Source organism: Bacillus sp. LB7, from assembly GCF_030449715.1.
GTDB lineage: Bacteria > Bacillota > Bacilli > Bacillales > Bacillaceae > Bacillus > Bacillus paralicheniformis.
In genome coordinates, this window is record NZ_JASGCA010000010.1 from 65016 (window position 1) to 79279 (window position 14264).

14 protein-coding genes are annotated in these 14264 nt (G+C 49.6%); 3 read left to right on the top strand and 11 right to left on the bottom strand.

The window, feature by feature from the left end:
• Positions 1-3: 3 nt before the first annotated feature.
• Both QMZ64_RS14080 and QMZ64_RS14085 read left to right on the top strand, forming a co-directional pair.
• Complete coding sequence (locus QMZ64_RS14080) at positions 4-462, top strand: PTS sugar transporter subunit IIA (RefSeq protein ID WP_265625664.1); 459 nt, start codon at positions 4-6, stop codon at positions 460-462.
• A gap of 25 nt (positions 463-487) precedes the next feature.
• A complete protein-coding gene (locus tag QMZ64_RS14085; RefSeq protein ID WP_265625663.1) occupies positions 488-1339 on the top strand; it encodes a tagatose bisphosphate family class II aldolase in 852 nt (283 codons plus the stop codon).
• Between the two features lie 43 nt (positions 1340-1382).
• On the opposite strand, the gene QMZ64_RS14090 is transcribed toward QMZ64_RS14085, so the two are convergent.
• From QMZ64_RS14090 to QMZ64_RS14135, 10 genes are all read right to left on the bottom strand, one after another.
• Positions 1383-1532: a hypothetical protein gene (locus tag QMZ64_RS14090; protein WP_265625662.1), complete on the bottom strand. Its 150-nt coding sequence runs from the start codon at positions 1530-1532 to the stop codon at positions 1383-1385.
• Positions 1529-3964: a heavy metal translocating P-type ATPase gene (locus QMZ64_RS14095; RefSeq protein ID WP_265625661.1), complete on the bottom strand. Its 2436-nt coding sequence runs from the start codon at positions 3962-3964 to the stop codon at positions 1529-1531. The genes QMZ64_RS14090 and QMZ64_RS14095 overlap by 4 nt, the downstream gene beginning before the upstream one ends.
• A gap of 36 nt (positions 3965-4000) precedes the next feature.
• Entirely contained in the window at positions 4001-4210 is a 210-nt protein-coding gene (gene copZ / locus QMZ64_RS14100; RefSeq protein ID WP_020452955.1) for a copper chaperone CopZ, read from the bottom strand.
• A 94-nt stretch (positions 4211-4304) separates the two neighbouring features.
• Positions 4305-4610: a copper-sensing transcriptional repressor CsoR gene (csoR, locus tag QMZ64_RS14105; RefSeq protein ID WP_020452956.1), complete on the bottom strand. Its 306-nt coding sequence runs from the start codon at positions 4608-4610 to the stop codon at positions 4305-4307.
• Between the two features lie 123 nt (positions 4611-4733).
• Positions 4734-5285, bottom strand: a complete 552-nt coding sequence (locus tag QMZ64_RS14110) for a DJ-1/PfpI family protein (RefSeq protein WP_003185255.1) — start codon at positions 5283-5285, stop codon at positions 4734-4736.
• Positions 5286-5370: 85 nt separating this feature from the next.
• Positions 5371-6132 (bottom strand): DeoR/GlpR family DNA-binding transcription regulator, encoded by a 762-nt coding sequence (locus QMZ64_RS14115; protein WP_265625660.1) that lies wholly within the window; start codon positions 6130-6132, stop codon positions 5371-5373.
• Between the two features lie 79 nt (positions 6133-6211).
• Positions 6212-7693 carry a rhamnulokinase gene (locus QMZ64_RS14120; protein ID WP_265625659.1) on the bottom strand — a complete coding sequence of 494 codons (1482 nt, stop codon included), beginning with the start codon at positions 7691-7693 and terminating at the stop codon, positions 6212-6214.
• Positions 7690-8910, bottom strand: a complete 1221-nt coding sequence (rhaI, locus tag QMZ64_RS14125) for an L-rhamnose isomerase (protein ID WP_265627900.1) — start codon at positions 8908-8910, stop codon at positions 7690-7692. Before rhaI ends, QMZ64_RS14120 begins: the two co-directional genes overlap by 4 nt.
• Positions 8903-9292 carry a sensory rhodopsin transducer gene (locus tag QMZ64_RS14130; protein WP_265625658.1) on the bottom strand — a complete coding sequence of 130 codons (390 nt, stop codon included), beginning with the start codon at positions 9290-9292 and terminating at the stop codon, positions 8903-8905. Before QMZ64_RS14130 ends, rhaI begins: the two co-directional genes overlap by 8 nt.
• A gap of 54 nt (positions 9293-9346) precedes the next feature.
• Positions 9347-11416, bottom strand: a complete 2070-nt coding sequence (locus tag QMZ64_RS14135; protein ID WP_265625657.1) for a bifunctional aldolase/short-chain dehydrogenase — start codon at positions 11414-11416, stop codon at positions 9347-9349.
• A 347-nt stretch (positions 11417-11763) separates the two neighbouring features.
• Between QMZ64_RS14135 and QMZ64_RS14140 the strand changes: the two genes are divergently transcribed.
• Positions 11764-12963: an MFS transporter gene (locus tag QMZ64_RS14140; protein ID WP_265625656.1), complete on the top strand. Its 1200-nt coding sequence runs from the start codon at positions 11764-11766 to the stop codon at positions 12961-12963.
• 19 nt (positions 12964-12982) lie between these two features.
• On the opposite strand, the gene QMZ64_RS14145 is transcribed toward QMZ64_RS14140, so the two are convergent.
• The gene (locus tag QMZ64_RS14145) at positions 12983-14209 is read right to left on the bottom strand and encodes an MFS transporter (RefSeq protein WP_243942131.1); all 1227 of its coding nucleotides are present in this window, start codon (positions 14207-14209) and stop codon (positions 12983-12985) included.
• Positions 14210-14264 lie beyond the last annotated feature (55 nt).

The following is a 14264-nucleotide window of genomic DNA, read 5'->3' on the forward strand; positions in this document are numbered from 1 at the left end:
AATATGGGCACAGCAGCTTTAATCAAAAAAGAGCACATCTATCTTCAAGAAACGTTATCTTCCCAAGCGGAAACGTTTGACCGGGTGGCTCAGATCGCATATGAATCGGGAGCCGCCAAAACAAAACAAGCGGTCATTCACGGATTGGCACAAAGAGAGGCTGAAAGTACGACCGGCTTCATTGAAGGCTTTGCCATTCCCCATGCAAAACTGAAGGACATCACAGAAGCATCTGTCATCATCATTCAAAACCAGACGGGAATCGAATGGAACGCGCTTGATCAAAACCCTGTCACATTTATTATTGCTTTATTAATACCAGATGCCGAGGCAGGCAGCACACATCTTAATCTATTATCATCGATGTCTCGCATGCTTGTTCACGAAGATGCGAGGCAGCAGCTGCTTGAAGCCTCGAGTCCTGACGACATTCTGAACACCTTTTCGATATATATATCCTAATTTTGATCAGAAAGAAGGAATCGATATGCTGACAAATACGAAGAAAATGCTGTTGGACGCACAAACAAACGGCTATGCGGTGCCGGCCTTTAACATACACAACCTTGAAACCGTGCAAGCCGTGACAGAAGCGGCTGAAGCCTTAAGGTCCCCCGTGATTCTTGCGGCTACTCCCGGAACCTTTAGCTATGCAGGCCGCGACTATATTCAAGCGATTGCAGAAACGGCCGCAGCGCGCTGCTCAATCCCGGTCGCCCTCCATCTCGATCATCATGAAGAGATTGATGATATTCGCGAGTCTTTATCATTAGGGACAAAATCTGTGATGATTGATGCTTCGCACCGTCCATTTGCCGAAAATACCGCAATTGTAGCGAGCGTCGTACAATATGCCCGGCAAAAAGATGCCACTGTAGAAGCCGAGCTCGGAAGGCTCGGCGGACAGGAAGATGATTTAATCGTGGATGAAGCCGACGCTTATTACACCGATCCGGATGCAGCAAAAGAGTTCGTCGAGAAAACCGGAATCGATTCGCTGGCGGTGGCAATCGGTACAGCCCACGGGCTTTACTCAAAAGAGCCCAATATCGATTTTGACCGGCTGGCCGCGATTCAAAAACGTGTTTCAGTTCCGCTCGTCCTGCACGGCGCCTCGGGAATTCCGCAAGAAGATGTAAGAAAGTGCATCAAGCTCGGCTGTGCAAAAGTAAATATCGCGACTGAATTAAAAATTCCTTTTTCAGATAAACTGCGCCGTTATCTGCATGAACACACCGAAGCAAGCGACCCAAGAAAATATATGGCCCCCGCCAAAGAAGCCATGAAAGAAATCGTTCAGGAAAAGATTTTGATGTGTATGAGCAATAACAGATACTAATACAAAAAGCCGGATGTTCTTTAACATCCGGCTTTTTAGCAAATCATCTGCTATGCTCTTCTAAAACATGACCGTCATGAGGCTTTTCATCGGGTATCGGTTCCTGAGCGGCCAATATACTGTATACGAGCATGACAATTCCTACATAAACAACCGCCGAAACCGTCCAAACGAGCACTGTTTTATCCTTCAAGACGGATTCCTCCAATCAAGCTTCACCTTTTGCAGCCTGAGTGCATTCAGAACGACAGAGACCGAACTGAACGCCATCGCGGCACCTGCGATCCACGGGACCAAAAGCCCGACAGCCGCGAACGGAATGCCGATGCTGTTGTAGGCAAACGCCCAAAAAAGGTTTTGTTTAATATTTTTGATCGTCAGCCTGCTCATGAGGATCGCATCAGCGATGCTGTTTAAATCGCCGCGGATCAAGGTGATGTCGGCGGCTTCCATGGCGACGTCAGTCCCCGTTCCGATCGCCATTCCGGTATCGGCTGCCGCCAGTGCCGGCGCATCATTGATGCCGTCGCCGACCATCGCAACTTTTTTGCCTTTTGCCTGGATTTTCTTCACTTCATCTGCTTTTCCTTCAGGCAGAACTTCTGCGATGACGTGCTGAATGCCGGCTTCAGCAGCAATCGCTTCTGCCGTCCGCCGGTTGTCCCCGGTGATCATGACGACTTCAAGCCCCATATCATGCAGCCTTTTCACCGCTCTTTTCGACGTGTCTTTTATCGTATCGGCGACGGCGATCATCCCGGCAAACCGACCGTCGATGGCGGCAAGCATCGCCGTCTTTCCTTGTGTTTCGAGCTCTTCCATTTTGCTGTGCGCCTCTTGAATGTCAATATTACGGCTTTCCATCAGCCGTCTTGTGCCGATCAAAATCCGTTTTTCACTGATTGCGGCTTCGATACCATAGCCGGGTATCGCTTCAAAGCTGTCTGCTGAGGCCGGTTCTATCTCTCTCTTTTTAACGCCTTCGACAATGGCTTCTGCAAGCGGATGTTCAGAGCTTTTTTCCGCAGCACCGATAAGCTTGAGAAACGATGTTTCATCGATCCATGGTTCAGGGCGCACATCTGTGAGCTGAGGCTTTCCATTTGTGACCGTCCCCGTCTTGTCAAGCACGATCGTCTCCAAGCGGTGAGCCGTCTCCAAATGTTCGCCGCCTTTGAATAAAATTCCGAATTCAGCCGCACGGCCCGATCCGGCCATGATCGATGTCGGTGTTGCCAAACCGAGCGCGCACGGACATGCGATCACAAGCACCGCAATCAGCTTTTCCAGCGCCGTGCCGAATTCGCCGGGGCTAACCGCCAAATACCAGACGAAAAATGTGATGACCGCGATCGCCACGACAATCGGTACAAAAACCCCGGAAATCCGGTCTGCAAGCCGCTGAATCGGCGCTTTTGAACCTTGCGCCTCTTCCACGACTTTGATAATCTGCGCCAGCGCAGTATCTTTGCCAACTTTTTCTGCCCTTACTTTTAAAAATCCATTTTTATTGATTGTAGCACCGATAACCGGATCTCCAACCGTCTTGTCAACAGGGATGCTTTCACCGGTGATCATCGATTCATCCAGCGCAGAACGCCCTTCGACAATCTCTCCGTCTGCCGGTACTTTTTCACCTGGCTTCACGTACATGATGTCGCCTGTCAAAACATCTTCAATCGGCACGGTCATCTCTTCGCCGTTCCTGACGACGGTCGCTGTCTTTGCCTGCAGCCCCATCAGCTTTTTGATTGCTTCGGATGAGCGCCCTTTCGCTTTCGCTTCAAACAGCTTTCCTAAAATGATCAAAGTTAAGAGGATGGCGCTTGTTTCATAATAAAGGCCGTCCGGATGCCGGTTCGTGCCGAGGCTTTCAATGCTTAAATATAAGCTGTAGAAATAGGCGGCAGACGTGCCGAGAGCGACCAGCACATCCATGTTGGCGCTTTTGTTCCGCAGCGCTTTATAAGCCCCTGTGTAAAACTGTTTCCCGACGATAAATTGAACCGGTGTCGCCAACGCGAACTGAACCCAGGGATCCATGAACATCCCCGGCAGCCATATAAATGACGTGAATTTGAAATGGCTGACCATTGCCCAGAGCAGCGGAAACGATAAAATGGCTGAAAAAATAAATTTGCCGGTTTGACAATGAATGCCTTTTTCTCTTTGTTCCGCCACTCCATCCGCAGCTCGGTCTTTTTTCAACTCAAGCTTGTAGCCGAGCTTTTCAACGGCTTCGATCATTTCCTCCGGCGAAACCGCACCGGCCTGATAGTCGACTGCCGCAGTCTCTAAGGCAAAGTTGACAGCGGCGTTTTTGACGCCCGGCAGCTTGTTGAGGCGCTTTTCCACCCGGTTGGCGCAAGCCGCACACGTCATGCCGGAAATTGCGAATTCGGCTTTTTCCGCTGGAACTTGATAGCCGAGCGATTCGACTTTCTCAGCCAGCTGTCCGACTTCGATTTGCCCCGGATCATAAACGATTTTTGATTTTTCCAGCGCCAAGTTCACATTTGCGTCCTGAACGCCGTCAAGCCTTTTCAACCCTTTCTCGATCCGCGCCGCACAGGCGGCACAGGTCATGCCAGAGATTTGGAGGGTGGCTTCTTTTTGTTCGTCCATATCCTTCACTCCTTATATACCCCTTATAGGTATACATTAGCCTGCGACATCATACCCCTGATCTTCGATCGTATCGATGATTTCTTTCAGCGATACTTTGCCTGAATCAAACGACACTTCGACCTTGCCCTCGCTTAAATTCACTTTAACGGACTCTACTCCGCCAAGCTTTCCGACGTTTCCTTCTACTGCCTGAACACAGTGGTTGCAAGACATGCCTTCGACTTTCAGTGTTTTTTGTTCCATATTGAAAACCTCCTATGGTTTGATGATATTGATCGGTTTTATATTACCATACCCCTGTAGGGTATTTCAAGAAAGCGTTTTTCTCTTTTTTCGTTCACGACTTTGAAAACCGCTTAAACACATCAAGCAGCTCCTCGATGGCCTCTTCGCCTTCACCGCTTTTAATCGCGTTTGCGACGCAATGGTGGGTATGATCTTCAAGCAGGCTGAAAGCCACCTTTTGCATCGCGGCTTGCACAGCTGAGATTTGAACGAGAATATCGACGCAGTAGCGGTCATTTTCGATCATGTTTTGAATGCCCCTGACCTGCCCTTCAATCCGCTTTAAGCGGTTTGTGATTTGTTCTTTTCCTTTAGAGCTTTTGGGATTTAATGTGTGTTCATGATGATCTGCTGACATCGGAGCACCTCTCTTTCCATTATATTTTGTCCAAGTTACCCGTTTGTACCATTATAAAATGCGAAGCGGAACATGTCTAAAAAAAGAGACAACCCCAAACTGCTGCGGGGTCGTCCCTGCATATTATTTGTTTAACGCTTTAAAAAACTCTCTCATAAACTCCGGCAGATTGGACCAGTCATGGCCTGAGACCAGGTTGGCGTCCACGTGAAGCTTCTCCTCAACATAAGTCGCGCCCGCGGCTTCGACTTCCGGTTTGCAGGCGATGTAAGCCGTCAGCTCCCGACCTTTCAGATGTTCTCTCAGGCTTGTGAAAATAAGGCTCGCGTGACAAATCGCGCCGACCGGTTTATTTTCCTCAAAGAAATGAGCAACAATTTTCAGCAGGGAATCGTACATCCGGATAAATTCCGGCGCGCGTCCGCCCGGAATGATGATGCCGTCGTATTCGGACGGATCAATCTCATCAAATGAAGCATGCGCGTCAATTAAATAGCCCGGCTTTTCGGTGTATGTATCCCAATCCAGAAAATCATGAACAACCGTATGAATCTTTTTCTTTTTCGGTGCGGCGATCGTCGTTTCATAGCCCTCTTCAAGACAGCGGTAATAAGGATAATACACTTCCAGCGCTTCAACTGCGTCGCCCGTTACGATCAAAATCTTTTTCGCCATCAAAAACATCTCCTTTCCTTTTTTACTCTTCTATTTTATCCCATTTGCGCCTGATTTTAAAATCAAGTGCTTGAAAAGCTTGGTTTCAGCCGACGATCGTGATGGTCTCTGTTATGTCTTGCAAGAGGGCAAGGTTTGCTTTGTCAATTCCTGAATCTGTGATGATCCTGTAACCGTTATGAAGGCGGTCGATTTGCGAGAAAGCACGGGTTCCGAATTTGCTGCTGTCCGCCATCAAAATCGTTTCGTCCGCAATCTCGATCATCCGTTTTTTCAACAGCGCCTGCATTTCGTTTGAATCGCTCAAGCCGCTCGCAGGGTCGACGCCTTTGCAAGACAGAAATGTTTTGTTGACATGATACATATCAAGGGAGCGCTCAGCCAAAGGGCCGACATATGACATCGATTGCGGCAGCAGCATCCCGCCGGTTGAAATGACCGTCACCTTTTCTTTTTTGCTGAGTTCAATCGCGACTCTGACTGAATTGGTGATGACGGTCAGCGGGATGTTTTCAAGTGCTTTTGCCATGTACCACGCCGTCGTGCTGGCATCAAGAATAATCCGTTCCCCGCTTTTCACATGCTTGACGGCTTCAAATGCAATCATCTTTTTTTCGTTTACGTTTGTAATTTCGCGCTCGCGAAAATGCACCTCTGCTTCTTCAGTCTGCACGCTGACCGCGCCGCCATGGCTTCTTTTCAGCTTATTTTCCTTCTCAAGCTTTTCCAAGTCGCGCCTGATCGTTTCTTCCGTGACGGAAAAAAGCTCGCTCAGTTCTGTGACGCGTACGCTCGAGCGCAGATTGACAAGCTCGACGATTTTTTGGTGTCTTTCAGCTACAAGCATCCGTTTACTTCCTTCCTTTTTTGGTAAAAGTCACTGTTACTTTCATGATAGCGCATCAGCGCCGATACAGGAAATGTTTTCAGCGGGAAGCGGCGCCGAGAATCTGACTTGTATAGCGGCGGTATGCCGCCTCCCACGCTTCTGTATCTTCCGGTACATACGTTTTTTGAGGGAAGGAAGCTTTGATCGCTTTTCGGGCGCTTTGAATATCCCAAAACATGTCGAGCGCGATGGCCTGTACGGCAATGTTGCCGATGGCGCTTGCCTCTGCCGGTCCAGCCCACACATTTCTGGCCAGTACATTCGCCGTGTATTGGCACAGCAATTCATTTCGAATCCCTCCGCCCGCCATGTGAAGTCCGTCATATTCTTTTCCTGTCAATGTTTCAATCCGTTCAAGCGTGAACCGGTATTTAAATGCAAGACTTTCCAGCACGCAGCGGATCACCTGTCCGGGCGTTTCCGGCACGTGCTGTCCTGTTGCACGGCAGTACTCCCTGATCGCCTCAGGCATATGCACGGGATTGAGAAACACCGGGTCATCCGGGTCAACCGCCGACCTGAACGCTTCCGACTGTCCGGCAAGTTTGACAAGCTCGGCGCTTGAATAGCTGATCCCGTCTTTTTCCCAATCCGCCTGACAGCGCTGGAACAGCCACAATCCCATAATGTTTTTTAAAAAGCGGAATGTGCCGCCGCCACCGCCCTCGTTTGTAAAATTCCAATCGAGCGCCTGTTTTGTCATCAGCGGAGTGTCAAGTTCGGTTCCGATCAGCGACCAGGTGCCGCAAATCAAATATGCAAAGTCTTCCGTTTCAGCGGGAACGCCGACAACTGCAGAAGCCGTGTCATGTTCGCCGACGGCAATGACCGGTACGGCAGGCACCGACAATTCGCTGCACACTGATTGTGACAGCCTCCCCGCTTCGCTTCCGGGTTTTGCTATATCCTTTGGAAAAAGATTGGCCGGGAGCCCCATAAGGCTGATGAGCTCCCAATCCCAGTCAGACGTTTTCGGGTTGAACAGCTGAGTTGTCGTCGCATTTGTAAACTCGCTTTTTTTCTCGCCCGTTAAAAAATAGCGCAGCAAATCAGGAATCATTAAAAGCGTTTCCGCGTGTTCCAACAGCGGAGAATTCGCTTTTTTCAGCGCCCGGAGCTGAAAGATGGTGTTGAACGGCAAAAGCTGAATACCGGTTCTGGAAAACAGCTCTTCTTTTCCGATTTCATTCAGCACCTCCCGCATCATTCCGTCCGTGTAAGGGTCGCGGTAATGAAAAGGGTTCCCTATCAGCTCTCCGTTCCGATCGAGAAAACCGACATCAACCGCCCATGAATCGATGCCGATACAGCTGATTCGTCCGCAGCCGTTTTTCGCCTTTAAAATGCCCTGTTTGATTTCATGATACAGCCTGAGAATGTCCCAATAAAGGTGTTTTCCCGCCTGAACGGGCTGATTTGGAAAACGGTGAATTTCCTCCGCTTTGATCAGACCGCCGTCCACATGACCTGCATAAGCTCTGCCGCTCGACGCACCAAGATCAAAAGCGAGAATCGTCACCAGCTTGCACCGCCTTTGCCGCGCGCCAGTATTTTTTCCGCATACCCGCTTTCCGCATAAGCCTTGAGCGGATCAGGCGGAACGTTCATTTCCTCCCGCACGGCGTAAAGGAGCGGTTTGACGTCAATTTCAAATGCTTCGCGGATCGCAGCCTCTGCGGCAAGCACGTCATGATCTTCCTGCGCTTTCTTCACATCTTCGAAGTTGATCAAAAGCGCTTTTGCAAATTGAGTCTGCACATTCATGACTGAGCGCAGCACAGCCGGGATTTTCGGTTCGAGATTATGGCACTGATCAAGCATATACGAAATATGTTCGGCCGTCTTCCGGACATTCGGGTCGGAATCGCGGCAGGCGTCCAAAATTTGATAAAAAATGAGAAACAGTTCGTACGGGTTGTGCGCGCCCGCGATCAAATCGTCATCAGCGTATTTGCGGCTGTTGAAATGAAAGCCTCCGAGACGTTTTTCGTCAAGCAAACAAGCGACAATGTGCTCGATGTTCGTCCCTTGGGCATGATGGCCGGTGTCGACGAGCACCTCGGCCTTCGGCCCGAGCTTTTGCGCCAACTTGTAAGCCATCCCCCAATCCGCCAGGTCTGTATGATAAAAAGCCGGCTCAAAAAACTTGTATTCAATCAAGAGCCGCATATCATCGTCAAGCGCTTCGTATACTTCAGCCAGACACTCATACATCCAGTTTTTCCGTTTTCTGATGTCGCCCTGACCGGGATAGTTGGTTCCGTCGGCAAGCCAGAGGCTGATTTCCTTGGAGCCTGTTTGTTTTGCAATATCGACGCATTCGAGCAATTGCTCGGTTGCTTTTTGGCGAATGTCCGCTTTAACGTTTGTGACGCTTCCGAATTTGTAGTCATCGTCCTGGAACAAGTTCGGATTCACGGCGCCGACGGCAAGGCCAAGCTGCTCGGCGTGCGCTTTCAGCTTTCCGTAATCATCAACTTGATCCCACGGAATATGGATGGCGACGGAAGGACAGGTTCCGGTTAATTTGTGAACGACTGATGCATCTTCCATTTTTTCAAACGGATCCCTCGGTACGCCCTCTTGCTGAAACACTTTGAAGCGCGTGCCCGAGTCCCCGTATCCCCATGAAGGCGTCTCGATTTTAAGCGCTTTCAATTTTTCCTTTGCTTCAGAAAGGCTGATGCCCCTGTCTTTCTGCTGTTCTTCAAATAAAGCGTAAGCCCGGTCATTCATCATGTACACCCATCCCCCTTGTTTTTAACGGATATGCCATAGTTGACATTAACGCAAGTTCCGGCTGGGTTGTGTCCAGCCGGCTGTACTGGACGATCACAGGTACATCGCTTGCGATCTCGATCGCATAAGGCACATTTTCAGGAATGCGTTCTCCTGATCGTTGCAAAGAACTTGTGCGAATATGCTTCGTTCTCTTGCCATGAACCGTCTCGAGAATGTCTTCGAGCGGCGGACGGTCTTCGAAGTATACTGTGATCGAAAGGTTTGCGTCTTCTTCATGGCAATTTAAAACACAAATGGCTTCATGGCTCGTCAAGCTTCCGGAACTTTCCGGAGGAATAAAACCGTCCGGTATGATCCAATGGATCTCGCCCTTCATCTCCCTTTTCCCCCTTTGTTTTCTGAAAGGGCAGCCGAAGCCGCTCCTTTCCAATTACCTTGAAAATGCGGCCGGCACTCCCCCGTCAACCGTCAACATGCATCCCGTCGTTTTTGCCGTTTTTTCTGAAGCGAAATAAGCGATCGCTTCGGCGATGTCGGCGGGATAAATGTTGACGGAAAGAGTCGTACGTTTGCGGTAATGCTCTTCAAGCCGGTCGGGTTCAATCCCGTAGGCGGCGGCTCTTTCTTCGCGCCACTTGGAGTCCCAGATGGCCGAGCCTTGAAGCACCGCATCCGGAAGCACTGAATTCACGCGGATTCCATACGGTCCGCCTTCAGCGGCGATGCATCTCGCCAAATGAACCTCAAGCGCTTTTGCAGAGCTGTATGCCGAAGCGTTTTTGCCTGCATAAACGGAATTTTTCGAGCCGATAAACACCATGCTGCCGCCTGACTCCTGTCTTTTCATTTGCTTAAAAGCTTCTCTGGCGACGAGAAAATATCCTGTTCCGAGTACATTCATATTCAAATTCCATTCTTCGAGCGTCGTTTCGTCAAGAGAGCTGGATGTCGCAAGCCCCGCGTTGTTGACGAGAATGTCGATCCCGCCGTATTTAAGGACGATTTCCTCGAAGGCCGCCTGAACGTCCTCTTCTTTCGTCACATCCATGCGGACGGCGGAAGCTCGTTCTGCACCGTACTGTTCATTAATCTCTGCGGCTGTTTTTTCTGCGCCTTCTATATTAATATCAGCAACCGCAACATGCGCACCTTCTGAAGCAAGGCGGCGGCAGGTCTCGCTGCCGATTCCGCCCGCTCCCCCCGTCACAAATGCGATCTTGCGGGAAAATTCGTCTTCCGGCGGAGCAAGCGTTAATTTATAAAGCTCAAGCGGCCAATATTCAACATTGTAGGATTCTTCCTCATTGAGAGATACAAAGTTTCCAAGGACTTCCGTTCCCTTCATGACAGCAATCGCCCGCCGGTATAAATCTCGGCTGACCTTTGCCATCGCCAGGCTTTTACCTGATGCCACCATGCCGATTCCCGGGATTAGCATCACGCGCGGCGCCGATTCAAACATCTCGTCTCCTTCACGCCGGTTTCGTTGAAAATAGGCGGCATATGACTCTTTAAACCTAGCAATCTCGGTTTTGATCTGTTCGACCAGCTTCTCTGTGTCCTGTTCAGCAGAATTCCACGGAATATAGGCAGGCGTCCGCTTTGTATGCACAAGGTGATCCGGACAAGCGGCGCCGACCTGTGAAAGCGACGGAGCGCGCCTGCTGTTCGTGAATTCGAGTACATCGTCAGCATCGCACCAGGTGAGCAGCATGCGTTTCTCTCCTCTGACAGCGCCGCGGATAATCGGCAAGATATCGGCTAAAATCCGTTTCCGCTCCTCCGGTGCAAACGGCTCGACCATCTGTCCGCCAAACGGCTGATGATCTTCCGAACGGCTTTTAATGTATGCTTCCGCTTCGCGAATCACGGCAATCGTCTGATCATAGCTTTCTTTCGCCGTTTCCCCCCACGTGACGAGTCCATGCTTCTCCATTAAAACAAGCTCTGCATTCGGGTTGTTTTTCACACCTTCTGCTATCATCTTCGATAAAGCGAAGCCCGGTCTGACATAAGGCACCCATACAAAGCGGCTGCCGAATATCTCCTCTGCGATCTCTTTTCCATTATCAGCGCAGCAGATGCTGATGATCGCATCTGGGTGGGTGTGATCGACATGCGGAAACGGCAAAAAAGCATGAAGAAGCGTTTCGATCGACGGCCGCGGGTGCTTTCCGTCCATCATGCAATGAGACAAATATGCCGTCATTTCTTCATCGGTCATACTGCTCCGTTTCATCAGCGGACGAATATCATCGAGCCTCAGCCCGGTAAATTGACCCGCTGACATCGTCGCCAAGTCCGAGCCGCTGCCTTTCACCCACATCACCTCGATGTCCCTGCCCCTGAAATCCTTTTCTGTCGTTTTCATCGATGTGTTTCCCCCGCCCCAGTTGCAGACCGAGCGGTCAGAGCCGATCAGGTTGGAACGGTAGACGAGTTCGTCAAGACCCGGACGCAGCGATGCAGCCTCAGTTTCTGACCATAAATAATCCACCATGCGTATCACTCCGTTTTTGTTTGTTTGTTTTTGAATACGTTTGTTTTAAGAGTAACATATTTTGTTTTGATTTGTAAGCGCTTTTTTCGGAATGATAGAGCTGTTCCAATCGGTCTATAAATAAAAAACCCCCAACAGCAAGCGTTCGTCGGGGTCAGGAATGTTTTAACCTTTGATTGTGAAAATAAAATGTCAGATTTTCAAGAAAGCGCTGGCATCATGTTGATGGCGCTTTTTGTGCCGCCGGCATACCGTTTTGGGAACATATTGATCCGCAAAAAACGGTTGAAAATCGGCTTTTAATCTTTTAATATGTAAACTCATGTTTTTTAAAAGGAGGGGTCAGGATGAAAAAAACACTGCACGCACCAGTCAAACTGATCATCGCAATTTTTATGATTTGTACATTTTCTATCGGCTTTACAGAGTACGTCGTTATGGGTATATTGACTTCCATTTCAAAGGATCTCTCTGTTCCGATTTCGTCTACCGGCTTATTGGTAACGGCATACGCGGGAAGCGTCTGTCTGACGGGGCCGATCGTCACCATATTATCTGTAAAAATGCCGCGCAAACCGGTATTGCTCGGCTTGATGATTGTGTTTGTACTGTCGAATGCGCTCAGTTTCCTGGCACCGAACTTCACCGTTTTGTTGATCTCAAGAATCCTATCCGCATCCATTCATGGTGCATTTTTTGCAACGACGATGGTGTTCGTCAGCGAAATGGTACCGCCCGAAAAGCGGGCCGCCGCTGCCGCTTCAATGAACGGCGGCTTGACCATCGCCCTGATGCTCGGCGTTCCGTTCGGTTCTTATTTAGGCGACCTTTTCAACTGGCGGATCGTCTTTCTGATGATCGCCTGCCTCGGATTGATCGGCCTCGCCGGCATTTGGCTGACGGTGCCGCACAGAAAACCGAAAGTCGTCCTTAAATTGATCCATGAATGGGATGTGTTTAAAAATAAACAAGTTCTTTTCTCTTTTGCTATCACGATTTTCGGCTATTCAGGCGTATTCATCGCCTACACGTTTATTGAACCGATGCTGCGGCATTCTGCCGGTTTCGGCAGCCTCGGCATTACAGCCGCCCTTTTCGCCTACGGATTTGGCGGAGTCGTCGGCAATTTCTACGCCGGAAAGGTGCCGTTTCACCTGTTAACCCGCTCCATGATCGGCGTGATGATCGCGCTCATGGCGATCCTTGCGGCCTTCCCTTTTGTCAGCGGACACCCTGCCGGCGCCATCATCGTGACGTTTTTATTCGGAGCCGGCGCTTTCGGAACGGTGCCCCTTTTGCAAACAAAAGTCGTGGCTGCGTCTGAACACGGAACAACGATCGCCACCTCTGTCAGCATCGCTGCATTTAACTTGGCCAACGCGCTCGGGGCATGGATCGGCGGACTCATTCTTAATGCGTCAGAGTCCTACACATACCTTGCCACAGGCGGTGCGCTTATGACCATGTGCGGACTGATGCTGACGATGTTCGCCTTTGTGTCTGAGAAAAGACAAGTGAAAGAAGAAATGTGGAGAACGGATCTGTAATCAAAAAAGCTGCCCGGTTTTAAGACCTGGCAGCTTTTTTGTTTGGTTCTTGCAACGTCTTTGTGTGAGCTGCTTTTCGCATGACCGCGATCATCAAAAGGGCGGCCGCGGCATAGACGATGCCGAAGCAGCCGAAAACGAAAACAGAAGATGACATTCCTAATAACACGCCTGATATAACAGGACCGCAGGCCATTCCCGTATACCTGATAAAATTAAACATGCCCATCGCACTGCCGCGATTCTCCTCAAACTCATTTGCCATCATCGTCGAGAACAGCGGCGGGATCAGCCCCATCGTAACGCCGAAAAGAACGAGGGCCGCCGACATGGCGAAAAGTGAAAACGAGTGGGTAAAGCCAAAACAGACGACGCTGCCCGCGGCGGTCAGATTGCCGATCAGAAACAGGCGTCCGAGCGATACTCTCTTTTGTATCCACTTAAACAGCACGCTGCCGGCAACCGTACTGACGGCTATCGGCAAATACAGCAAGCCGACGATCTGCAGATCAAGGTGATAATGATCAGTCAGCAAAATCGGCAAATATACGATCACTGAAAAATAAATAAAGAAAAGAAGATAGCTTAATATCAAAACGGCATTTCCTGTCCTGTTTTTGAAAATGTCCTTATAATGCGACAACAGGCTGCCCGCGCTGAGATTGGTCTTTTTCTCCGCATGGCTCTGCGGAAAGCAAAACGCATTTCCGAAAAGCAAAAGAACAGACAATACCGTCAAAAACCAAAAAATCCCCGGATAGTTATAGCGTTCCCCGATAAAACCGCCGAGAATAGGCGCCGCTGCCGGTGCAAGGGAAAGCAGCATTTGATAAGTCCCCATCGCACTGCCCCGCTTCGTTCCCTGGAACAGAGATCCGATTGTGGTTGCCGCAATTAATGGAAGCGCAGCCGTCCCCAAAGCTTGCAGCACCCTGAAAAAAAGAAACAGGCCAAAGTCCCGGGCGACGGCGCAGCCGATTGTGGCGATGACCGTTACGATCATGCTCGCCATCATCACAAACCTCGCTCCTTTAAAATCGACAATTGAGCCGACAATGATCTGCATCACAGCGGTAATGAAGATGAACAGCGAGACGGACAGGTTGACCATCGATACAGAAACGTGAAACGAGTCTCTGATTAACGGAATGATGGGTGAATAAATATTTTGATTCAACGATGCGAAAAAGGCGCTGATACATACAAAATACATAATGAAAGAAGCATTCAATTTCATTGGTCTCATGTCAAACCGCCTGCCTTATTTTTGTTTATTCGTTAACAATTATCCCAATATTGTT

Bases quoted from the DNA above. Each gene is read 5' to 3' on its own strand.
- QMZ64_RS14115 (WP_265625660.1), bottom strand. From the start codon at position 6,132: ATGCTTGTAGCTGAAAGACACCAAAAAATCGTCGAGCTTGTCAATCTG.
- QMZ64_RS14095 (WP_265625661.1), bottom strand. From the start codon at position 3,964: ATGGACGAACAAAAAGAAGCCACCCTCCAAATCTCTGGCATGACCTGT.
- QMZ64_RS14130 (WP_265625658.1), bottom strand. From the start codon at position 9,292: ATGAAGGGCGAGATCCATTGGATCATACCGGACGGTTTTATTCCTCCG.
- QMZ64_RS14140 (WP_265625656.1), top strand. From the start codon at position 11,764: ATGAAAAAAACACTGCACGCACCAGTCAAACTGATCATCGCAATTTTT.
- QMZ64_RS14110 (WP_003185255.1), bottom strand. From the start codon at position 5,285: ATGGCGAAAAAGATTTTGATCGTAACGGGCGACGCAGTTGAAGCGCTG.
- copZ (WP_020452955.1), bottom strand. From the start codon at position 4,210: ATGGAACAAAAAACACTGAAAGTCGAAGGCATGTCTTGCAACCACTGT.
- rhaI (WP_265627900.1), bottom strand. From the start codon at position 8,910: ATGAATGACCGGGCTTACGCTTTATTTGAAGAACAGCAGAAAGACAGG.
- QMZ64_RS14080 (WP_265625664.1), top strand. From the start codon at position 4: ATGGGCACAGCAGCTTTAATCAAAAAAGAGCACATCTATCTTCAAGAA.
- QMZ64_RS14135 (WP_265625657.1), bottom strand. From the start codon at position 11,416: ATGGTGGATTATTTATGGTCAGAAACTGAGGCTGCATCGCTGCGTCCG.
- csoR (WP_020452956.1), bottom strand. From the start codon at position 4,610: ATGTCAGCAGATCATCATGAACACACATTAAATCCCAAAAGCTCTAAA.
- QMZ64_RS14085 (WP_265625663.1), top strand. From the start codon at position 488: ATGCTGACAAATACGAAGAAAATGCTGTTGGACGCACAAACAAACGGC.
- QMZ64_RS14145 (WP_243942131.1), bottom strand. From the start codon at position 14,209: ATGAGACCAATGAAATTGAATGCTTCTTTCATTATGTATTTTGTATGT.